The sequence below is a fragment of the Novosphingobium lentum NBRC 107847 genome (assembly GCF_001590965.1).
GTDB classification, from domain to species: domain Bacteria; phylum Pseudomonadota; class Alphaproteobacteria; order Sphingomonadales; family Sphingomonadaceae; genus Novosphingobium; species Novosphingobium lentum.
Map to the genome: position 1 here is coordinate 211,966 of NZ_BCTW01000003.1, position 20,590 is coordinate 232,555.

The 20,590-nt window shown below is 66.7% G+C and carries 19 protein-coding genes; 14 read left to right on the forward strand and 5 right to left on the reverse strand.

The window, feature by feature from the left end; all coding sequences use genetic code 11:
• Window positions 1-34: 34 nt before the first annotated feature.
• Window positions 35-1,165, reverse strand: a complete 1,131-nt coding sequence (gene hpnI / locus NL2_RS03845) for a bacteriohopanetetrol glucosamine biosynthesis glycosyltransferase HpnI (RefSeq protein ID WP_068071849.1) — start codon at window positions 1,163-1,165, stop codon at window positions 35-37.
• Between the two features lie 244 nt (window positions 1,166-1,409).
• Between hpnI and hpnA the strand changes: the two genes are divergently transcribed.
• Genes hpnA through NL2_RS03880 form a run of 7 tightly spaced genes read left to right on the forward strand, consistent with a single transcriptional unit; the run spans window position 1,410 to window position 9,139 of the window.
• The gene (gene hpnA / locus NL2_RS03850; protein ID WP_439646880.1) at window positions 1,410-2,402 is read left to right on the forward strand and encodes a hopanoid-associated sugar epimerase; all 993 of its coding nucleotides are present in this window, start codon (window positions 1,410-1,412) and stop codon (window positions 2,400-2,402) included.
• Entirely contained in the window at window positions 2,399-3,544 is a 1,146-nt protein-coding gene (locus tag NL2_RS03855; protein WP_068071851.1) for a glycosyltransferase, read from the forward strand. Before hpnA ends, NL2_RS03855 begins: the two co-directional genes overlap by 4 nt.
• A complete protein-coding gene (hpnC, locus tag NL2_RS03860; protein WP_068071852.1) occupies window positions 3,541-4,404 on the forward strand; it encodes a squalene synthase HpnC in 864 nt (287 codons plus the stop codon). The genes NL2_RS03855 and hpnC overlap by 4 nt, the downstream gene beginning before the upstream one ends.
• On the forward strand, window positions 4,401-5,240 hold the full coding sequence (gene hpnD / locus NL2_RS03865; RefSeq protein WP_068071855.1) for a presqualene diphosphate synthase HpnD: 840 nt from the start codon (window positions 4,401-4,403) through the stop codon (window positions 5,238-5,240). The genes hpnC and hpnD overlap by 4 nt, the downstream gene beginning before the upstream one ends.
• Before the next feature lie 10 nt (window positions 5,241-5,250).
• Entirely contained in the window at window positions 5,251-6,510 is a 1,260-nt protein-coding gene (gene hpnE / locus NL2_RS03870; protein WP_068071857.1) for a hydroxysqualene dehydroxylase HpnE, read from the forward strand.
• A gap of 8 nt (window positions 6,511-6,518) precedes the next feature.
• Window positions 6,519-8,480: a squalene--hopene cyclase gene (gene shc, locus NL2_RS03875; protein WP_068071858.1), complete on the forward strand. Its 1,962-nt coding sequence runs from the start codon at window positions 6,519-6,521 to the stop codon at window positions 8,478-8,480.
• Window positions 8,477-9,139, forward strand: a complete 663-nt coding sequence (locus tag NL2_RS03880) for a phosphorylase family protein (RefSeq protein ID WP_084355843.1) — start codon at window positions 8,477-8,479, stop codon at window positions 9,137-9,139. The genes shc and NL2_RS03880 overlap by 4 nt, the downstream gene beginning before the upstream one ends.
• A 92-nt stretch (window positions 9,140-9,231) precedes the next feature.
• Here the strand turns inward: NL2_RS03880 and hpnH are convergent, their stop codons facing one another.
• Together hpnH and ispH are read right to left on the reverse strand one after the other, a co-directional pair.
• Window positions 9,232-10,377, reverse strand: a complete 1,146-nt coding sequence (gene hpnH, locus NL2_RS03885) for an adenosyl-hopene transferase HpnH (RefSeq protein WP_068071860.1) — start codon at window positions 10,375-10,377, stop codon at window positions 9,232-9,234.
• Between the two features lie 9 nt (window positions 10,378-10,386).
• Entirely contained in the window at window positions 10,387-11,364 is a 978-nt protein-coding gene (gene ispH, locus NL2_RS03890; RefSeq protein WP_068071982.1) for a 4-hydroxy-3-methylbut-2-enyl diphosphate reductase, read from the reverse strand.
• Between the two features lie 179 nt (window positions 11,365-11,543).
• On the opposite strand from ispH, the gene NL2_RS03895 reads away from it, so the two are divergent.
• The gene (locus NL2_RS03895; protein WP_068071862.1) at window positions 11,544-12,140 is read left to right on the forward strand and encodes an ABC transporter substrate-binding protein; all 597 of its coding nucleotides are present in this window, start codon (window positions 11,544-11,546) and stop codon (window positions 12,138-12,140) included.
• Between the two features lie 60 nt (window positions 12,141-12,200).
• Here NL2_RS03895 and NL2_RS03900 read toward each other — a convergent pair whose 3' ends face one another.
• Window positions 12,201-12,638, reverse strand: coding sequence for a DUF2141 domain-containing protein (locus tag NL2_RS03900; RefSeq protein WP_068071864.1), 438 nt, complete (start codon window positions 12,636-12,638; stop codon window positions 12,201-12,203).
• Window positions 12,639-12,982: 344 nt separating this feature from the next.
• On the opposite strand from NL2_RS03900, the gene NL2_RS03905 reads away from it, so the two are divergent.
• Genes NL2_RS03905 through NL2_RS03920 form a run of 4 tightly spaced genes read left to right on the forward strand, consistent with a single transcriptional unit; the run spans window position 12,983 to window position 16,730 of the window.
• Entirely contained in the window at window positions 12,983-14,017 is a 1,035-nt protein-coding gene (locus NL2_RS03905) for a sulfate ABC transporter substrate-binding protein (RefSeq protein WP_068071865.1), read from the forward strand.
• A gap of 45 nt (window positions 14,018-14,062) precedes the next feature.
• On the forward strand, window positions 14,063-14,914 hold the full coding sequence (gene cysT, locus NL2_RS03910) for a sulfate ABC transporter permease subunit CysT (RefSeq protein WP_068071867.1): 852 nt from the start codon (window positions 14,063-14,065) through the stop codon (window positions 14,912-14,914).
• On the forward strand, window positions 14,911-15,768 hold the full coding sequence (gene cysW / locus NL2_RS03915) for a sulfate ABC transporter permease subunit CysW (protein ID WP_068071869.1): 858 nt from the start codon (window positions 14,911-14,913) through the stop codon (window positions 15,766-15,768). The genes cysT and cysW overlap by 4 nt, the downstream gene beginning before the upstream one ends.
• Window positions 15,765-16,730, forward strand: a complete 966-nt coding sequence (locus NL2_RS03920) for a sulfate/molybdate ABC transporter ATP-binding protein (protein ID WP_245647557.1) — start codon at window positions 15,765-15,767, stop codon at window positions 16,728-16,730. The genes cysW and NL2_RS03920 overlap by 4 nt, the downstream gene beginning before the upstream one ends.
• A gap of 19 nt (window positions 16,731-16,749) precedes the next feature.
• Here NL2_RS03920 and NL2_RS03925 read toward each other — a convergent pair whose 3' ends face one another.
• The gene (locus tag NL2_RS03925; RefSeq protein WP_068071873.1) at window positions 16,750-17,643 is read right to left on the reverse strand and encodes a LysR family transcriptional regulator; all 894 of its coding nucleotides are present in this window, start codon (window positions 17,641-17,643) and stop codon (window positions 16,750-16,752) included.
• Between the two features lie 143 nt (window positions 17,644-17,786).
• On the opposite strand from NL2_RS03925, the gene NL2_RS03930 reads away from it, so the two are divergent.
• Together NL2_RS03930 and NL2_RS03935 are read left to right on the forward strand one after the other, a co-directional pair.
• A complete protein-coding gene (locus NL2_RS03930; RefSeq protein WP_068071875.1) occupies window positions 17,787-18,950 on the forward strand; it encodes an acyl-CoA dehydrogenase family protein in 1,164 nt (387 codons plus the stop codon).
• A complete protein-coding gene (locus NL2_RS03935) occupies window positions 18,947-20,548 on the forward strand; it encodes a carboxyl transferase domain-containing protein (RefSeq protein ID WP_068071877.1) in 1,602 nt (533 codons plus the stop codon). Before NL2_RS03930 ends, NL2_RS03935 begins: the two co-directional genes overlap by 4 nt.
• Window positions 20,549-20,590: the final 42 nt, after the last annotated feature.

A 20,590-nucleotide genomic window follows, 5' to 3' on the forward strand; every position in this document is an offset into this window, starting at 1 on the left:
AGTCTCTCTTTTTCAGACAGAAATATGGGCTTTTTCAGGCAGAAATGCGGCCGTCATCAACCATCGTGAGCCGACTGCCGCGCCAATCGATCTTCCGTACCAGCAAGCTGGCGAGGAATACCGTGAATTCGAAGCAATCGACAATCGGCAGCACCCATAGCGGCGCAGACCGCTCGCCTGCAAGCCGGTTGACCTGGCATGCCACGCCGATGCGCAAGACAATCGCCAGTGCCGCCAGCCCCATACCCGCCGAGGGCGCGAATGCCGAGCCCAGCAGTGCCAGCGGCAGCGGATGCGTGACGATCGAGCCGAAATGCCCGGCGGGCGCGAGGCTGCGGATCGTCGCCGCCCAGCGCACCTGATGACGCCATAGCTCGGGCAGGCTCGCCTCGGTGCAGGCGTGGGTAAGCAGAATCGCGGGGATGCCGACCCGCTGCCCGGTGGCGCGCACCGCCGCGCCGATCGCGTGATCATCGGCCAGCACATCGGCAAAGGCTGCAAAACTGCCGATCCGATCGAGCGTCTCGCGTCGCAGCGCGATGGTCGATCCCATGCACGGCTGCGCCATGCCGAGCGTGAGGCCGACCACCATGTCGGGCAATCCGCCATAACTGATCGCCCCGGCCGCCATGTGCGACCACAGCCCGGCATCGCCGCGCCCGCGATACAGGCAGGTCACCGCGCCGACGCAGGGCCGGTCCAGCGCGCCCATGATCGTGGCGAGGTAATGATGGCCAACCACCATGTCGCTGTCGCTCAGCACGATGACGTCATGGCGTGCGGCGGGCAGCATGTTGACGAGGTTGCCGATCTTGCCGTTGGAGCCATGGCGCGTTGGATCGGACACCAGCACGATATCCGCGCCGGGGTGTGCGGCCTGTAAAGCCGCCACCGCGCCCACTGCACGGTCGTTTGCATCGCCCACACCGCAGACGATCTGCACCGGGCCGCGATAATCCTGCGCCAGAAACGTCGCGAGGTTTTCGGCCAGATGGGGTTCCGCACCATGGAGCGGCTTCAGGATCGTGACCGCTTGGGCGCTGTCCGACCGGACGGGTGCTTCGCGAAAATGGCGGCGCAACGCGACGATCGCGAACACTTGGTAAGCGCAGCCGACGACGCTGGCGGCACACAGGATCAGGCCCGGCCAGGAAGCATCATGCATTGACTATGGCCCCGTGACGCACGCCATTTGCCCCAAACCCGACCGTCCTGAGCCTGTCGAAGGACTGCACTTCACCTCAGCAACGGTAGGAGAAAAGGACAGTCCTTCGACAGGCTCAGGACGGTCGGGGTTAAAGGAGGCCAATCGTTCACATCCACTAACGCGCGTTCCGCAAAACGTCATGCCCCGTTTTTCGCGGCGGTTTGGGGTGACGGCCCGCCTCAAGCGCATTAGGGAACGCCGCGTGGACGGGAACGTGACGGTCGTGACGGGAGTGGCGGGCTTTCTGGGCTCGGCTGTGGCGCGCGCGCTCGCCGCGTCGGGGCGGCAGGTGCGGGGCATTGCCCGCCAGTCGAGTTCATCCACCAACCTCACGGACTTTCCCGGCGAAGTGGTCACCGCCGATCTGCGCGATCCGGCGGCCGTGGCCGCTGCGATGCAGGGTGCGGGCGAGCTTTACCATGTCGCTGCAGACTATCGCCTGTGGGCGCCCGATCCCGAGGACATCGTGCGCAACAACCTGGCGATGACCCGCACGGTGATGCAGGCCGCGCGCGATGCCGGGGTCGGCCGGGTCGTCTATACCAGCAGCGTCGCCACGCTGCTGCCCGATCCCGCCGCACCCGCCGATGAAACCCGCGCCGCCACCCCCGAACAGGCGACCGGCGCCTACAAGCGCAGCAAGGTGGTGGCCGAGCGGCTGGTCGAGCAGATGGTGCGCGAAGGGCTGCCGGCGGTGATCGTCAATCCGTCCACCCCGATCGGCCCGCGCGACGTGAAGCCCACGCCGACCGGACGCATCGTGGTCGAGGCGGCCAACGGCAAAGTGCCCGCATTCGTCGATAGCGGGCTGAACCTCGTGCATGTCGACGATGTCGCGGCCGGGCATTTGCTGGCGGCGGAGCGCGGGCGCATCGGCGAGCGCTATATCCTTGGCGGGCAGGACGTGACGCTGGCGGAGATGCTGGCCGACATCGCGCGGATCATGGGGCGCAAGCCGCCCACGGTGCGCCTGCCCGTGGCGCCGCTGATGCCGCTGGCCTGGGCCAACGAGCAGTGGGCGCGGCTGACCGGTCGCGAGCCGTTCCTCACGGTCGATTCGCTGCGCATGTCGCGTCACGCGATGTTCTATTCCTCGGCCAAGGCGCAGCGCGAGTTGGGCTATGTCGCCAGACCGCATGCACAAGCGCTGGCCGATGCGATCGCCTGGTTCCGCGCGCAGGGCATGATCGCATGATCGCGCTGGCCATCGGGCTGGCGGCGCTGGCCGTGTGGACTGGGCTGCTGGCGACAGGGTTCTGGCGCTGCAGCGAGCGTGACGACACCGCGCGCTGCATCACGCCGCTGCACTGGCCGGACGTGGTCGCGGTGGTCCCGGCGCGCGACGAGGCCGACGTGATCGCGCGTTCGCTCGGCAGTCTGGCGGCGCAGGACTATCCCGGCGCTTTCCGCGTGATCCTGATCGACGACAACAGCAGCGACGGCACGGCAGCGGTGGCGGACAGCATCGGTTCCAGACGCATCGAAGTGCGGCAGGGCGCGCCGCTGGCCAATGGCTGGACGGGCAAGCTCTGGGCGCTGTCGCAGGGCATCGCGGCGGCCGGAACGCCCACCTACGTGTGGCTGACCGACGCCGATATCGAACACGCGCCCGATACGCTGCGCCGGCTGGTGGGGATCGCCGAAGCCGTCGGGCCGGACGGCAGGGGGCGCAGCCTTGTCTCGTTCATGGCGAAACTGCACTGCCGGACAATGGCCGAACGCGCGCTGGTGCCCGCCTTCGTGTTCTTTTTCATGATGCTTTATCCGTTCAACCGCGTGAACCGGCCGGGCCGCACGGCAGGGGCCGCGGGCGGCTGCGTGCTGGTGCGCAGCGATGCGCTGGAAGCGGCAGGCGGCATCGCGGCGATGCGCGGTGCGCTGATCGACGATTGCACGCTGGGCGCGCTGATCAAGCGGCAGGGACCGGTCTGGCTCGGCCTCACCGACCGCTCGCGCTCGATCCGGCCTTATCACAGCGCGGGTGAGATCGCCGCGATGATCGCGCGGTCGGCGTATGCGCAGTTGCGCTATTCGCCGGTTCTGCTGGCCGGAACGCTGGCGGGGTTGGCGCTGCTGTACATCTCCCCCGTCGCGCTGGCGCTGGGTGGTGAAGGCCCGGCGCGGATTGCGGGAGCACTGGTGTGGCTGGCGATGGCGCTGGCCTATCAACCGATGCTGCGGTTCTATCACCGTTCGCCGCTGTGGGGCGTGGCGCTGCCCGCGATCGGGTGGTTCTATGCCGGATGCACGGTGTGGTCTGCGGTGCAGCACCATCGCGGGCGCGGGGGCATGTGGAAAGGCCGCGCGCAGGCGCAGTTGGCAGGCGGCGGGCAATGAGCGACCTGTCTTCCGGAAAGGGCCACACCGACGAGAATTTCCCCGTCGCCTCGTGGCTGGTGCGCGCCGATTGCCGCGCGCCGATCATGGCGTTCTACACGTTCGCGCGCGCCGCCGATGACATTGCCGACCACCCCGACGCCGCCGCGCACGACAAGTTGGCGCGCCTTGACGCAATGCGCGCGGGGCTGGATGGCGAAGGCGCACCCGAGGCGATGGCGCTGGCGCGGATGGCACAGGAACGCGGTCTCGATCTCGTCCAGGCGCACGACCTCTTGGGCGCGTTCGTGCAGGACTGCACGGTCAACCGCATGGCCGACTGGGACGCGCTGATCGCCTATTGCCGCCTGTCCGCGATGCCGGTGGGCCGCTTCGTGCTCGACGTTCATGGCGAGGATCGCGCGATCTGGCCGATGTCGGACGCGCTGTGCGCGGCGTTGCAGGTGATCAACCACCTGCAGGATTGCGGCAAGGACTACCGCACGATCGACCGCGTCTATTTGCCCGACGATATGCTCGCCGCCGCCGGAACCGGGGTGGCGGCGCTGGGCGCGGACCGGGCTTCGGACGCGTTGCGCGGCGTGATCGTGGCGTGCGCGCAAAGAACCGGCGAACTGTTGAAGCAAAGCGCGCCGTTCGCCAGCGCCATCCGCGATCCGCGCCTGGCTGCGGAAGTCGCGGTGATCCAGCGACTGGCCGAAGATCTCACCGCGATGCTGTTGATCCGCGATCCGCTGAGCGAGACCGTCCACCATTCGAAGCCGCGCGCCGCCGCGCTCGCCACCGGGGCCATCGTGCGCCTCGGACTCACCAAACTTCGGGCTGGGTTTTCCAGGATTCGGGCAGGGATTTACGCGTGAACGTCACTAACACCCCGGGCGAACTGCACGCTAAAGTCAGCGGCAGCTCGTTCTATGCGGGCATGCGCATCCTGCCCCGGCCCGAGCGTGAGGCGATGTACGCGATCTACGGCTTCTGCCGCATTGTCGATGATATCGCCGATGACCAGCAGGGTGATCGCGCGCAACGCAGTGCCCAACTGGCGGGCTGGCGGGCGGATATCGAGGCGCTGTATGCGGGCGGGGAGCCGGGCCGCGCCGGTTTTCTGATCGACGCGGTGCGTGGCTTCCGGCTCGACAAGGCCGATCTGCTGGCGGTGGTCGATGGCATGCAGATGGATGCCGATCGCGACATTCGCTGGCCTGCCGCAGATGAACTCGATCTCTACTGCGACCGGGTCGCGTCGGCTGTCGGACGGCTGTCGGTGCGGGTGTTCGGGATGGAACGCGAACCCGGGCTGGCGCTGGCGCACCATCTTGGGCGGGCGCTGCAACTGACCAACATCCTGCGCGATATCGATGAGGATGCCGGGATCGGTCGCGTCTACCTGCCGATCGAGGCGCTGCGTGGTGCGGGGATCGAACCGGTCACGCCCGAACAGGTTGCCGCCGACCCGCGCATCGATGCCGCCGCGCGACCGCTGGCGATCGAGGCCCGGCGCCACTTTGCCCAAGCCGGGGCGATCCTGGCCGCGCGCCCGCGCGGGCTGCTGGTGGCGCCGCGCCTGATGGAAGCAGCCTATTCGCGGCTGCTGTCGCGGATGGAAGCGCAAGGCTGGGCACCGCCGCGCACCCGCGTGCGCGTGTCGAAACCGCGTTTGCTGTGGTCGGTGCTGCGCTTCAGCATGTCATGGTAATCGCATAGCGATGAGCGGATTTGCGCGCGCCACGATCGCCGGGGCGGGGCTGGCCGGACTGTCTGCCGCCGTCGCGCTGCGCCGGGCCGGGGTGCCTGTGGCGATCAGCGACAGCGCGGCGCAGGCTGGCGGGCGATGCCGGTCATATCACGATGCGGCGCTGGGCCTGACCATCGACAACGGCAACCATCTGGTGCTGGCGGGCAACCGCGCGGTGGCGGATTTCCGCGCTGCCATTGGCGCGACGACGCCGCTGTCCGGTCCTGCCCACGCCGATTTCGCGTTCGCCGACTTGCGCGACGGCGCACGCTGGACGGTGCGCATGAACGACGGGGCGGTGCCGTGGTGGTTGTTCTCACGCCGCCGCCGCGTCCCGGGATCGCGGCTGGTGGATTACGTTCCGCTGGCACGCCTGCTCCGCGCCGGACGGGGCCGGATCGACGCGGTCATAAACCCCGGCGGGGCTGTCTGGGATCGGCTGGTCGAGCCGGTGCTGCTGGCCGCGCTCAACACCGCGCCCGCCGAATCATCGGCGGCGCTGGCGGGCAAGGTGCTGCGCGAAACGATCGGGCGCGGGGGCAGGGCGACGCGACCGATGGTGGCGGTGCCGACGTTGGGCGCAGCGTTCATCGATCCCGCGCTGGCGTGGCTGACGGTGCACGAAACGCCGCTTTCAACCGGCCGCCGCCTGCGGTCGATCACGTTCGACGGCGATCACGTATCGGCGCTGCGGTGGAGCGACGGGACGCAAACGATCGGGTCCGATGAGGCGGTCATTCTCGCCGTGCCGCCATGGGTCGCGGCGTCGCTGGTGCCTGACCTGTCTACCCCCACCGAGCACCGCGCGATCGTCAACGGGCACTTTGCGTTCCCGGTTGCGCGGACGATGCCCGCGATGCTGGGCCTGTTGGGCGGGACCGCCGAATGGATTTTCACGCACCCCGACCGCATTTCGGTGACGGTCAGCGCTGCCGATCCCCTTGTCGATCGCGATCGCGAGGATCTCGCGCGCGCGTTCTGGGCAGACATTTGCGCCGCGCTGGGGATCGCTGCGCCGATGCCGGCTTGGCAGGTGGTCAAGGAAAAGCGCGCGACATTTGCCGCCACGCCCGAACAGGATGCGCTGCGCCCGCCGCCAGGCACCCGCTGGCGCAACCTGTTTCTGGCAGGCGACTGGGTGGCCAGCGGACTGCCCGCGACGATCGAGGGCGCGCTGCGATCGGGCGATGTCGCGGCGGCCTTGGCCTTGGGCCGTCCTGCGCGCTATTAGGCCCGACCATGCACGCTCCAACCACCTCCACGCTGGCGCCCGACGGCTCGCTCGACAAAGTCGAAGCCGCCGTTGCGCGCGGAGCCGCCGCCCTGCTGTCGCAACAGCGCGCCGACGGCCACTGGGTTTACGAACTCGAAGCCGATGCCACGATCCCGGCAGAATATGTGCTGCTGCGGCATTTTCTGGGTGAGCCGGACGATCTGGAACTCGAAGCGAAGATCGGCACATATCTGCGCCGCCGCCAGTCGGCAGATCATGATGGCTGGCCGCTGTACCACGATGGCGCGTTCGACATCAGCGCCACGATCAAGGCCTACTTTGCGCTCAAGATGATCGGCGATTCGCCGCAAGCCCCGCACATGGCGCGGGCGCGGGCGGCGATCCACCGGGCGGGCGGCGCGGCGGCGGGCAACGTGTTCACGCGCATCCAGCTGGCGCTGTTCGGCGCGGGGCCGTGGTCTGCGGTGCCGACGATGCCGCCCGAACTGATCCTCGCGCCGCGCCGGTTCCCGGTGCACCTGAGCCATATGTCGTACTGGGCGCGCACCGTGATCGTGCCGCTGCTGGTGCTCGCGGCCAGGCGACCCCGCGCGCGCAACCCGCGCGGCGTGCTGGTCGATGAACTCTACACCGGCGCGCAGGCCAAGCTGACCTCGCAGGCGGCCAGCGTGAAGCGGTTCTGGGCGGGGACGTTCGCGGTGCTCGACGTGCTGCTCAAGGCGGGTGACCGGCTGTGGCCGAAGACGCTGCGCAAGCGCGCGATCGCCGCGTGCGAAGCCTGGGTGACCGAACGGCTCAACGGCGTGGACGGGCTGGGCGCGATCTACCCGGCGATGGCCAACAGCGTGATGATGTTCGATTGCCTGGGTTACGCGCCCGATCATCCGGCGCGCGCCGTGGCCCGCGAATCGGTGGAACGCCTGCTCGTGATCCATGAAGACGAGGCGTACTGCCAGCCGTGCGTGTCGCCGGTGTGGGACACCGCACTGGCCGCGCACGCGATGCTCGAAGTGGGCAGCGACGAAGCCAACGCCGCTGCGGCGCGCGCGCTCGACTGGCTGACGCCGCTGCAGGTGCTGGATGTGAAGGGCGACTGGGCGGACCAGCGTCCGGACGTGCGCCCGGGTGGCTGGGCGTTCCAGTACAACAACGCGCACTATCCCGATCTCGACGACACCGCCGTTGTCGCCATGGCGATGGACCGCGCGTCGGTGCGTCGCGGGACCGAGGATGCCGATGCGCTGGCCCGCGCGCTGGAATGGACGGTCGGACTGCAAAGCGCCAACGGCGGCTGGGGCGCGTTCGATGCCGATAACGACAACGATTACCTCAACAACCTGCCGTTTGCCGATCATGGCGCGCTGCTCGATCCGCCGACCGCCGACGTCAGCGCGCGCGTGGTCTCGCTGCTCGCGCAACTGGGCGAATCGAACGATTCCGGACGGATGAAAGCGGCGTTGGTCTATCTTGAGCGCGAACAGGAAGCCGACGGCAGCTGGTTCGGCCGCTGGGGGGTGAACCACGTCTATGGCACCTGGTCGGTGCTGTGCGCGCTGGGGCGGGCAGGGATCGATCGCGACACGCCGATGGTGGCGCGCGCGGTGGAATGGCTCAACGCGATCCAGAACGCGGACGGCGGCTGGGGCGAAAGCTGCGACAGCTACGCGCTCAGCCGCAAGCAGCACACGCCCGCGCCCTCGACCGCGTCGCAGACCGCATGGGCGGTGCTTGGCCTGATGGCGGTGGGCGAAGTGGCAAGCCCGGCGGTGGAGCGCGGCATCGGCTGGCTGACGGACCATCAGGCCGAAGACGGGCTGTGGGGCCAGGAAATGTACACCGGCGGCGGCTTTCCGCGCGTGTTCTACCTGCGCTATCATGGCTATCCGCGCTATTTCCCGGTGTGGGCGCTGGCGCGCTATCGCAACTTGCGCCGGTCGAACGACGATCGCGTCGCGTGGGGAATGTGACGCCGGTACTCGTCGTTACCGGCCTGAAGCGCGAAGGTTCGGTTGTTTCAGGCGAAGGTGTGCGGATCGTTGCGGGCGGCGGATCTGCTGACCGGTTGGCGCGCGAACTGGCCGCGCTGGCACCGGGCGCGGCGGGGATCATCAGCTTCGGCATGGCCGGCGCGCTCGACCCGGCGCTGCGGCTGGGTGACTGGGTGGTCGGCGATTGCGTGACCGGCGCGTTCGAGGGACCGTGCGATCCGCGCTGGGTCGCAGCGCTGATGCGCGCCTTGCCCCGGCCGCATCGCGGGGCCTGCTATGCCGATGGCCATCTGATCGCGGATCCGATGCGCAAGCGCGCGCTGCACGATCGCCACAGCGCGCTGGCGGCCGACATGGAAAGCCACCTCGCCGCGCGCGTGGCTGCCGACGCGGGGCTGCCGTTCGCGATCCTGCGCTGCGTGTCGGACACCGCCGATGCGACCCTGCCACCGGCCATAGCTGCCAGCATGAAGCCCGGCGGCGGGCTGGCGCTGGGCGCGGTGCTGGGCTCACTTGTGGCGCATCCCGGGCAGCTGCCCGCGCTGGTGCATACGGTCGCGGGCTTCAACCGTGCGTTCAGGGCACTGGGCGACGGCGCGCGTGAAGCGGGGCCGCGCCTGGGTTTCGACAATCGCTGATCTATGGATCACGTCGTCTCGGGCTTGATCCGGGACCGCGTTAGCGTCTTCCCGGGTCAAGCCCGGGACGACGGCAACTTACCCTAAAACCATCACGCCGCGCGCGTTGCCCGGCGGTAGCCTTCGGGATCCTCAATCTTGATCTTTTCCATCTCGCGCTCAACGTGCAGCGAGTGCACATCTTCAGCCATGCGCTGGTTTGAAATGTCGATGTCGGGCGCCATCGGCCCTTCGGTGCGCACGCCCTTCATCGCGACTTTCATGAATTCGAGCGGGCGCTTCATCGAATCCGCCGCCGCCGTGCCTTCGAAGCCGCAGTGGACCATGCAGTTGGCGCACTTTTCGTACTTGCCGACGCCATAGTCGTTCCAGTCGGTGCCCTCCATCAGCTCGCTGAAAGTGGGGACATAGCCTTCGCCGATCAGGTAGCAGGGCTTTTGCCAGCCGAACACGGTGCGCAGTGGCATCGACCACGGCGTGCATTCATAGCTGCGGTTGCCGGCGAGGAAATCGAGGAACAGCGGCGAATTGGTGAACGTCCACGCTTTGCCGCCCTTGCCCTTGCGGAACACGTCGCGGAAGAACGTCTTGGTGCGTTCGCGCTGCAGGAAGTGCGTTTGGTCGGCCGCGCGTTCATAGGCGTAGCCGGGCGAAATCGTGATCTCGACCCCCAGCTTTTCCATGTCGTCAAAGAACCCGGCAAGCCGGTCGGCATTGGCGCCGTCGAACACGGTGCAATTGACCTGCACGCGGAAACCCTTGGCCTTGGCCAGTTCGATCGCCTCGATCGCGACGTCGTAGGTGCCGTCCTGATCGACCGCATGGTCGTGCATCTGCCGGTCGCCATCGAGGTGGATCGACCAGGTGAAGAACGACGACGGCTGGTAGTCGTCGATCTTCTTCTTCAGCAGCAGCGCGTTGGTGCACAGGATCACGAACTTCTTGCGATCGATATAGCCCTGCACGATCTGCGGCATGTCACGGTGCAGCAAGGGTTCGCCGCCCGCGATCGAGACGGCGGGCGCGCCGCATTCGTCGATCGCTTCCATGCATTGGTCATACGACAGCCGCCGGTTGAGGATGGCGTCGGGATAATCGATCTTGCCGCAGCCCGGGCACGCCAGGTTGCAGCGCAACAGCGGCTCGAGCATCAGTACCAGCGGGTACTTGCCGCCCTTGATCTGCTGTTTCACTGCATAGGCGCCGATGCGGGCGACCTGCTGGAGGGGAATCGACATGAACTTCTCCTATCGCGCCGCAGCAAGGGGTGCGGGGCGGGTCCGCAATGACGCGGGCAGGCTGAACGAGACGTTTTCGGCGATCCCGTCAAGTTGGGAAACGCGGATCGTGTGCGTTTGCGCCAGACGTGTGACAACCGAATCGACCAGGACATCGGGCGCAGAGGCCCCGGCCGTGATCCCGACGCGGCGTACGCCGGCGAACCACGCGGGGTCGATCTCGCTGCCGTCGTTGACCAGATAGCTGGGCACGCCGCATTCGTCGCCGATCTCGCGCAGTCGGCTGGAATTCGAGCTGTTGCTGGCTCCCACGACGATCAGCACGTCGCTTTGCCGCGCGAGGTCGCGCACCGCAGCCTGGCGGTTCTGCGTGGCATAGCAGATGTCGGACACATCGGGCCCGACCACGTCGGCAAACCGCCGGTGCAGCGCGGCGATGACCTCGCGCGTGTCATCGACGCTGAGTGTGGTCTGCGTGACATAGGCAATCGGCGTCGCCCGATCGATCGGCAGCGAATCGACCCCGGAGGCGGTCGACACCAGGAGTACCGGCGCGTCGATCTGGCCCATCGTGCCGACCACTTCGGCATGGCCTTCATGCCCGATCAGCACGATGATCCGGCCATCGCGGGCATAGCGGCGGCCGTGATTGTGCACTTTGGTCACCAGCGGGCAGGTCGCGTCGATCACCGGCAGACCGCGTGCTTCGGCCTCATCCTCAACGGTGCGCGGCACCCCGTGGGCGCTGAACACGGTCATGGCGCCCGCCGGAATTTCATCCAGCTCGTCGACGAAGATCGCGCCCATCTGGCGCAGGCGCGCAACGACGTGGGGATTGTGGACGATCTCGTGGCGGACATAGACCGGGGCGCCGTAACGCTCGATTGCGCGCTCGACGATTTCGATTGCACGGATTACGCCAGCGCAAAATCCGCGCGGCGAGGCCAGCACGACATTGAGGAGCGGCTTTTCAGCATTGAATTCGATCAAACCCTAATCACCCTCCGCGTCGCCGGAACATCGCACCGGACTGGAAGACCCCATTTCACAGGCCGACTTAGACTGCAAGTGACACACTCGAAAGAGCGATATCGCGGCAGGCGCGTTCAGGTAGGTTAAACTTTGGCCATCTTATCAGGCGGCCAAACGCATTCGAAAGGATTACGATGTTCAAGGCTTTTCCTGTCGCTGCCGCCTTTGCGATTGCCGGAACGGCAATCGCGGCGCAGGCGACCGATCCCGCGATCGCGACCGTGCAGTCGCTCGACGACGGGCTGCTGTCGATCATGCGCGCGGGCAAAGCCGCGGGCGTGGCGGGGCGGGCCCGCGCCATCGGTCCGGTGATCGATCGCACGTTCGATATCGCGGCGATGACCCGGCTGTCGGTCGGTCCGAGCTGGACCACGATGAACCCGCGCGACCAGGCGGCGCTGGTGGCGGCGTTCCGCACCATGACCGTGTCGCAATACGCCCGCAATTTCGACGGCTATTCGGGTGAACGGTTCGCCGTGTCGCCGCAGGTCGAAACGCGCGGCGGCGACAAGCTGGTGCGTACCTCGCTCGCCTCACCCGGCGATGCTCCGGTCGCGATCAGCTATCGCCTGCGCATGAGCGGCGGCCAGTGGAAGGTCATCGACGTGTTCTACAAGAACGCGATCAGCCAGTTGGCCACGCGCCGCGCCGATTTCGCGCGGGTGCTGGCCACCGGCGGCGCCTCGGCGCTCATCGGCCACCTCAACCAGATGGCGAACCGGCCGAACTGAAATGGACTTGTGAAAAGCGCGTTCGGGCCGGGCCTTAGCGGACCGGCCCGGGCTCCCGCGTCATTTGGCGCGGGTCGGCGGCCCTTTGGCGCCCATGAAATAGCGCAGGCCGAAACGCACCGCCATCGGCCGTGCATCGTGGCTGAACACCGCGTCGGCCCACTTCGGCGGACCGAACGAGATCCTTGCGTCGCGCGAGAAGCCGACGCCTTCCTTGGGGATCCCGAACAGCGCGCGATCGACCTCGCCATTGCTGTTCTCGTCATGGAACGCCTGGATCGCGTACTGCCCCGGCGGGACGCCGTTGATGACGACCGTGGTCGTTCCGGCGCGCGCCGGCACGTCGGCATGGAACGGGCAATTGTCTTCCAGGAATTGCGGTTGCGGGCAAACATCGACACGCACGCGTCCTTTGGCGTTGCGGACGTTGGCGACATCGACCGTGATCGAGCCTGACGTCGCTTGCGCGGCCAGGGCGAGAGCCAGAAACATGCTCATGTTGTGCCTTCCAAGATGCCAAACTCCACTCTTGCCCATGGGACGCTTGCGCCGCCCGATCGACTATCCACGTTGCACGCCTCGCTGTCACCCGGCCACTTACGCGATGCTGAACAGGTCGCCGGCCCAAGCGATCCGGATGGCGCGATCGGCTTGGCTCGATTAACGCTCGGATGACCGACAGCCAATTGTCTATTAATTAAATTGAGTTTAGGCTTGATGTATCGGCAGTGGGCTCGGGGCATTCGGGCAGGAAGCCAGACTTTAGGGCCTGACACTCGAAGTTTAATGTCTATCAAATCGATTGAATATATAGCGCCTGCAACAGAGGGAGACCACCGACCATGAAGCGCCGCCTGTTCCTTGCCACGTCGCTCTCCGCCTCGATCGTCATGGTCGCATCCCTGTCCGCCTGTTCGGGTGCCAAGAGCGGCGCCGATGGCAAATCGGTCGAGCTGACCAACGTCTCCTACGATCCCACGCGCGAGTTGTACCAAACGATCAACCCCGGATTCGCCGCCGCCTGGAAGCAGAAGACCGGGCAGACCGTCACCTTCCGCATGAGCCACGGCGGATCGGGCAAGCAGAGTCGCGCGATCATCGACGGGCTCGACGCGGACGTCGCCACGCTGGCGCTGGCCTATGACATCGACGCGATCGCCAGCAAGGGCAAGCTGCTGCCTGCCGACTGGCAGAAGGCGCTGCCCGACAACAGCGCGCCTTATACCTCGACGATCGTGTTCCTGGTCCGCAAGGGCAATCCCAAGGGCATCCACGATTGGGGCGATCTGGTGAAGCCGGGCGTGAGCGTCATCACTCCCAATCCCAAGACCAGCGGCGGCGCCCGCTGGAACTTCCTCGCGGCCTGGGCCTATGGCCGCAAGGCGGGCGGAACCGATGCTGCGGCGCAGGCGTTCGTCAGCAAGGTTTACGGCAACGTGCCGGTGCTCGACAGCGGTGCGCGCGGATCGACCACCACGTTCGTCGAACGCGGCATCGGCGATGTGCTGCTGGCCTGGGAAAACGAGGCCTTCCTTGCCGAAAAGGAACTGGGCAAGGACAAGGTGGAAATGGTGGTGCCCAGCATCTCGATCCGCGCCGAGCCGCCGGTGGCGGTGATTACCGAGAACGCCAAGCGCCACGGGACGACCGAAGTCGCCGACGCCTATCTCCACTACCTCTACACGCCCGAGGCCCAGACCGCGATTGCGCAGAACTTCTACCGGCCGACCGACCCCAAGGTGGCAGAGCAGTTCAAATCGAAATTCCCGGCAATCGAGATGGCAACGATCGACAAGGATTTCGGCGGCTGGGCGAGCGCGCAGAAGACCTATTTCGGCGATGGCGGCGTGTTCGACAAGATCTATACCAAGAAGTAACCCTGCGCCTTCCACCTCCTATCTCGATCGAGCAGACAGCTGCAGATGACCACGACCATTGCCTTAAAGCGCGGTTGGCGCCGCCCTGCGGTGTTGCCCGGTTTTCCAGCAGCCTTCGGCCTGACTATCGGCTGGCTGACGTTGATCGTGTTGATTCCGGTATCGACCATATTCCTGAAGTCTGCGGGAATGGGCTGGCATGAATTTCTGGCTGTCGGTTTTTCGCCGCGCGCACTGGCGGCTTATCGGCTCAGCTTCGGAACGGCGGCGGCAGCAGGGCTGGTCAACGCATTCTTCGGCCTGATCGTCGCCTGGGTGCTGGTGCGCTATCCGTTTCCGGGCAAGCAGGTGGTCAGTGCGCTGGTCGACCTGCCGTTTGCGCTGCCCACGGCAGTCGCAGGCATCGCTCTGACCGCGCTTTATGCGCCCAACGGCTGGATCGGCCAGTTCTTGGCGCCATTGGGGATCAAGGTGGCGTTTACGCCGATTGGCATTGTGATCGCGCTGGTGTTCATCGGTTTGCCGTTCGTGGTGCGGTCAGTGGAACCGGTGCTGGCCGATCTGGGCAACGATGTGGAGGAAGCCGCCGCGACGCTGGGGGCCAATCGTCCGCAGATCATGGCACGCGTGATCCTGCCGGCGATCGGGCCGGCGCTGCTGACCGGTTTCGCCATGGCCTTCGCCCGGGGCGTGGGTGAGTACGGATCGGTCATCTTCATTGCCGGCAACATGCCCGGTCGCACCGAAATCGCACCGCTGCTGATCGTGACCCAGCTCGAACAATACGAAGTGGCGGCGGCAACGGCGATCGCGACCATCATGATGCTGGCATCGTTCGCGATCCTGCTGCTGATCAACCTGATCCAGGCGTGGACCCGGGTAAGGGGCGCAGAATGAGCCGGCTCACCCCCACCAGCGAGCGGGCGATCGTACGCCGCAGCCTGATCGCCATCGCGCTCGGGTTCCTTGCGCTGTTCCTGCTGCTGCCGCTGGTCGCAGTGTTTTCCGAGGCGCTGAAGCAGGGCATCGGCGCCTATCTCGAAGCGGTGTCGACCTCCGATGCCTGGTCCGCGATCCGGCTCACCCTGCTGATCGCAGCGATCAGCGTGCCGCTCAACGTGGTGTTCGGCCTGGCCGCATCGTGGGCGATCACCAAGTTCAGCTTTCCGGGCAAGAGCCTGCTGATCACGCTGATCGACCTGCCGTTTTCGGTGTCGCCGGTCGTCTCGGGCCTGATCTTCGTACTGCTGTTCGGGGCGCAAGGCTTGCTCGGGCCGTGGCTGCAGGCGCACGACCTCAAAATCATCTTCGCCGTGCCCGGCATCGTGCTGGCCACGGTGTTCATCACGTTCCCGTTCGTGGCGCGCGAACTGATCCCGCTGATGACCGAACAGGGCAAGGATGACGAGGAAGCGGCGATCTCGCTGGGCGCCAACGGCTGGCAGACGTTCTGGCACGTCACGCTGCCCAACATCCGCTGGGGCCTGCTGTACGGCGTGCTGCTGTGCAACGCCCGCGCGATGGGCGAATTCGGCGCGGTTTCGGTCGTGTCGGGTCACATTCGCGGGCTGACCAACACGATGCCGCTGCATGTCGAGATTCTCTACAACGAGTACGATTTTGTGGGCGCCTTCGCGGTGGCGTCGCTGCTGGCGCTGCTCGCGCTGGTCACGCTCGTGCTCAAGACCCTGCTGGAATGGCGGTTCGACCTCCATCAGGGATCACAGTCGCTCAGGGGGGCCGGACATTGATCGAGGTCAGGAACATCACCAAGCGCTTCGGCGACTTTGCTGCGCTCCACGGGGTGGACCTGCATATCAGGCCAGGCGAATTCATCGCGCTGCTGGGCCCGTCGGGTTCGGGCAAGACCACGCTGCTGCGGATCATTGCCGGGCTTGAGTTCCAGGACGGCGGGCAGGTGCTGTTCAGCGGCGAAGACGTTTCCAACCGCAAGGTCGGCGATCGCGGCGTGGGCTTCGTGTTCCAGCAATACGCGCTGTTCCGGCATATGACGGTGGCGCAGAATGTCGCCTTCGGCCTCACCGTCAAGAAGCGGCGCGAGCGTCCCAAACGCGCCGAGATCAAGGCGCGCGCCGAGGAACTGCTCGGCCTGGTCCAGCTCAACGGGTTGGGCAGCCGCTATCCCGGGCAGCTTTCGGGCGGACAACGCCAGCGCGTCGCGCTGGCCCGCGCGCTGGCGATCGGGCCCAAGGTGCTGCTGCTCGACGAACCGTTCGGCGCGCTCGATGCCAAAGTGCGCAAGGACTTGCGCCGCTGGCTGCGCGAACTGCACGAACAGATGGGGCTGACCACGATCTTCGTGACGCACGATCAGGAAGAAGCGCTGGAACTGGCCGATCGCGTGGTGGTGATGGATCACGGCGTGATCGAGCAGGTCGGCACGCCCGAGCAAGTCTACATGGAGCCGGCCAGCGCGTTCGTCTCGCAGTTCGTGGGCGAGACCAATCTGTTTCCCTCGCCCGAAGGCTCGCTCCACGTCCGCCCGCACGATGTCGAGATCGTCGCCAACGGCGGCGAGGCGGTGGTGGTCGGCAACGTCTTCCGCAAGGGCAGCGCATGGCGGATCGAGGGCAAGGTGACGGGCACCGACCGCGTGGTGGAAATCGATCTCGATGCCAAGGCCACCGCGCCGGCGGTGGGCGACACGATCCAGATCAGTCCCGGCCGGTCGAAGCTGTTCGCGGGCGGTTGAACGCGCGCGGCGCTCGCGTTCAGTCCGGGCCCGCCAGCGCCTCGCTGCGGATCGTATCACACAAACCGCGCAGCAGCACGCTTCCGGCCAGCCGCCCGGCGGCGTTGGGCTCGATCCGCAGGCCCACGGTGCGCTGTACCGCAAACCCGCTCAGCGCGGGCATGGCGATGCACTGTTGCAGGTAGCAGCGCGGCATCACCGTGATGCCCAGGCCCGCGCGGACATAGGCCAGCGCGCGCTCATCGCTGGTGGTGCGCGCGGCGAAGAACGGGCGCACGCCCTGGCCGGTGAAGAACCGGCTCACCTCGGACAACGCCTCGCAGTGGCGGCGCACGATCATGGTTTCTCCCGCGACGTCTGCGGCAGAGACTTCGGCCCGGCCGGCCAGCGGATGGCTCGCCGCCATCGCCATGCCATAGCCTTCGCCGAACAGCGGCTCGAAGCCTTCGCCGGGTCCGCTGAGCGCGTCGATCTGCGGGCCGATCAGCGCGTCGATCCGCCCGCGTTCCAGCAACGGTGCCAGCTCCCGCGCGGTGCCTTCGACCAGTTCGAGGCGTTCGGACGGCAGCGCGGAGGCCGCCGCCGCCACCGCGCGCTCGATCCACGCGGTCGGCAGCGTGGCGGCGATACCGATGCGGATGAGCTTGGACGGGCCATCGTCGCGCGCTTCGCGCTCGGCTTCGGCGAAGTTCAGCTCGATCCGCCGCGCGTGCACCGCAAAGCGCGTGCCCGCGCCGGTCAGTTCGACGCGGCGGTTGGTGCGGTTGAACAGCGGTCGTTCGACCAGCTTTTCGAGCTTGGCGATGCCCACCGACAGCGTCGGCTGCGCAACCCGGCACTTGGCCGCCGCGCGCGAAAAGTTGCCCTCGTCGACGACGGCGAGGAAATAGCGGATCAGGTAGCGATCGATCATACGTCCGATCTATCCTGTGATAGTGCAGGTCTGCAATAATAGATGATACCTATCATATCATTTGTGTAACCTTGAATTGCCGCGAGCTAGCTCAAGCGTATATCCTGCAACAAAGCCTCGATACGCTGGGACCGGGATACGACATGAAAGCCACCCCCGACTTCGACTTCGCGCTGGGCGAAAGCGCCGCGATGATCCGCGAGGCCGCCGCACGCTTTGCCGATGATCGCATCGCGCCGCTGGCCGCGCGCATCGATGCCGAAGACTGGTTCCCGCGCGAGTTGTGGCCCGCTATGGGCGAACTGGGATTACACGGCATAACCGTTGAGGAACAGTGGGGCGGCCTTGGGCTCGGCTACCTAGAGCACACCATTGCGGTCGAGGAAGTGAGCCGGGCCAGCGCCTCTATCGGGCTGAGCTATGGCGCGCATTCCAACTTGTGCGTCAACCAGATCCGCCGCTGGGGCACGGACGATCAGAAGGCGAAATACCTGCCCAAGCTGATCAGCGGCGAACACGTCGGCAGCCTGGCGATGTCCGAGGCGGGCGCCGGGTCCGATGTCGTGTCGATGAAGCTCAAGGCCGATGCCGTATCCGGCGGATTCCGCCTCAACGGCACCAAGTTCTGGATCACCAACGCGACGTATGCCGATACGCTGGTGGTCTATGCCAAGACCGCGCCCGAGGCGGGTAGCCGGGGGATCACCGCGTTCCTGATCGAGAAAGACTTCGCCGGGTTCTCGATCGGCCAGAAGATCGACAAGATGGGCATGCGCGGATCGCCCACTGCAGAGCTGGTGTTCGACGACTGTTTCGTGCCCGAAGACAACGTGATGGGGCCGCTGCACGGCGGCGTCGGCGTGCTGATGAGCGGGCTCGATTACGAACGCGTGGTGCTGTCGGGCATCCAGCTGGGCATCATGCAGGCGTGCCTCGATACGGTCATCCCGTTTGTGCGCGAGCGCAGGCAGTTCGGCAAAGCCATCGGCGCGTTCCAGTTGATGCAGGCCAAGGTCGCCGACATGTACGTCGCGCTGCAATCGGCGCGCGCCTATGTCTATGCCGTAGCGCGCGCGTGCGATGCCGGGCAGACCACGCGGTTCGACGCCGCCGGCGCGATCCTGCTGGCGAGCGAGAACGCGTTTCGTGCGGCGGGCGAGGCGGTGCAGGCGCTGGGCGGGGCGGGGTACACCAAGGACTGGCCGGTCGAACGTTTCCTGCGCGATGCCAAGCTGCTCGACATCGGCGCGGGTACCAACGAGATCAGGCGCATGCTGATCGGGCGTGAATTGATCGGCGCGGCATGAGCGCCCCCGTCCTGCCCACCACGCTCGATCGCTCCAGCGCCGAGGCGCAAGCGCGGTTCGCGCACAACCGTGCGCTGGCGCAGGAGCTGCGCGCACGCGTCGCCACCGCCGCGCTGGGCGGGAACGAGAAATCGCGCGAACGCCACACCGCGCGCGGCAAGCTGCTGCCGAGGGAGCGGGTGGAGCGCTTGCTCGATCCCGGTTCGCCGCTGCTCGAATTGGGCCAGCTGGCGGCGGGCGACCTTTACGATGGCGAGATTCCCGGCGCGGGGATCATCACCGCCATCGGGCGCGTATCGGGCCGCAGTTGCATGATCGTGGCCAACGATGCCACGGTGAAGGGCGGCACGTACTACCCGATGACGGTCAAGAAGCACCTCCGCGCGCAGGAAATCGCGCAGGCCAACCGCCTGCCGTGCGTCTATCTTGTCGACAGCGGCGGCGCCAACCTGCCGCATCAGGCCGAAGTCTTCCCCGACCGCGACCACTTCGGTCGCATCTTCTATAACCAGGCGCAGATGAGCAGCCTGGGCATCGCGCAGATCGCCTGCGTCATGGGCAGCTGCACCGCTGGCGGCGCTTATGTCCCGGCGATGAGCGACGAAAGCGTTATCGTGCGCGAACAGGGCACGATCTTCCTCGCCGGTCCGCCGCTGGTGAAGGCCGCGACGGGCGAGGAAATCACCGCCGAGGATCTGGGCGGCGGCGATCTCCACGCGCGCAAATCGGGCGTGGTCGATCATCTGGCCGACAACGACGAACACGCGCTGACCATCGTGCGCGACATCGTCAGCCACCTCGGCAGCGAGGCGGGCGCGGGGCTGACGTTGCGGGAACCCCGCGCGCCCAAATACCCCGCCGACGATCTTTACGCGATCCTGCCCGACGATGTGCGCGCGCCTTACGATGTCCACGAAGTCATCGCCCGGCTGGTCGACGGCAGCGAGTTCCACGAATTCAAGGCGTTGTACGGTGCCACGCTGGTCTGCGGCTTCGCGCATATCTGGGGCATGCCGGTGGCGATCCTAGCCAACAACGGCGTGCTGTTTTCGGAAAGCGCGCAGAAAGGCGCCCACTTCATCGAATTGGCCTGCCAGCGCCGCATTCCGTTGCTGTTCCTGCAGAACATCTCCGGCTTCATGGTCGGCGGCAAGTATGAGGCGGAAGGGATCGCCAAGCACGGCGCCAAGCTGGTCACCGCCGTCGCCACCGCTTCCGTGCCCAAGCTGACCGTGCTGATCGGCGGCAGCTTCGGCGCGGGCAACTACGGCATGTGCGGCCGCGCCTATAGCCCGCGCTTCCTGTTCAGCTGGCCCAACGCGCGGATCAGCGTGATGGGCGGCGAACAGGCGGCGTCGGTGCTCGCCACCGTCCACCGCGACGCTGACAACTGGACCCCGGAACAGGCCGAGGCGTTCAAGGCCCCGATCCGTCAGAAGTACGAGGACGAAGGCAACCCCTACCACGCCACCGCGCGCGGCTGGGACGACGGTGTGATCGACCCGGCGCAAACGCGCGACGTGCTCGGTCTGGCGCTGGGCGCGTGCCTCGAAGCACCGATCGCGGAGGCGCCCCGGTTCGGGGTGTTCCGGATGTGAGGGGGAGCAAGTTCCTCCCCGGTCCGGGGAGGGGGACCATCC

Excerpts from the sequence above, each read along its gene's own strand:
- NL2_RS03855 (WP_068071851.1), top strand. The coding sequence starts at position 2,399 with ATGATCGCGCTGGCCATCGGGCTGGCGGCGCTGGCCGTGTGGACTGGG.
- shc (WP_068071858.1), top strand. The coding sequence starts at position 6,519 with ATGCACGCTCCAACCACCTCCACGCTGGCGCCCGACGGCTCGCTCGAC.
- hpnC (WP_068071852.1), top strand. The coding sequence starts at position 3,541 with ATGAGCGACCTGTCTTCCGGAAAGGGCCACACCGACGAGAATTTCCCC.
- NL2_RS03925 (WP_068071873.1), bottom strand. The coding sequence starts at position 17,643 with ATGATCGATCGCTACCTGATCCGCTATTTCCTCGCCGTCGTCGACGAG.
- NL2_RS03900 (WP_068071864.1), bottom strand. The coding sequence starts at position 12,638 with ATGAGCATGTTTCTGGCTCTCGCCCTGGCCGCGCAAGCGACGTCAGGC.
- NL2_RS03930 (WP_068071875.1), top strand. The coding sequence starts at position 17,787 with ATGAAAGCCACCCCCGACTTCGACTTCGCGCTGGGCGAAAGCGCCGCG.
- NL2_RS03905 (WP_068071865.1), top strand. The coding sequence starts at position 12,983 with ATGAAGCGCCGCCTGTTCCTTGCCACGTCGCTCTCCGCCTCGATCGTC.
- hpnI (WP_068071849.1), bottom strand. The coding sequence starts at position 1,165 with ATGCATGATGCTTCCTGGCCGGGCCTGATCCTGTGTGCCGCCAGCGTC.
- hpnH (WP_068071860.1), bottom strand. The coding sequence starts at position 10,377 with ATGTCGATTCCCCTCCAGCAGGTCGCCCGCATCGGCGCCTATGCAGTG.
- NL2_RS03935 (WP_068071877.1), top strand. The coding sequence starts at position 18,947 with ATGAGCGCCCCCGTCCTGCCCACCACGCTCGATCGCTCCAGCGCCGAG.
- hpnE (WP_068071857.1), top strand. The coding sequence starts at position 5,251 with ATGAGCGGATTTGCGCGCGCCACGATCGCCGGGGCGGGGCTGGCCGGA.
- cysW (WP_068071869.1), top strand. The coding sequence starts at position 14,911 with ATGAGCCGGCTCACCCCCACCAGCGAGCGGGCGATCGTACGCCGCAGC.
- NL2_RS03895 (WP_068071862.1), top strand. The coding sequence starts at position 11,544 with ATGTTCAAGGCTTTTCCTGTCGCTGCCGCCTTTGCGATTGCCGGAACG.
- cysT (WP_068071867.1), top strand. The coding sequence starts at position 14,063 with ATGACCACGACCATTGCCTTAAAGCGCGGTTGGCGCCGCCCTGCGGTG.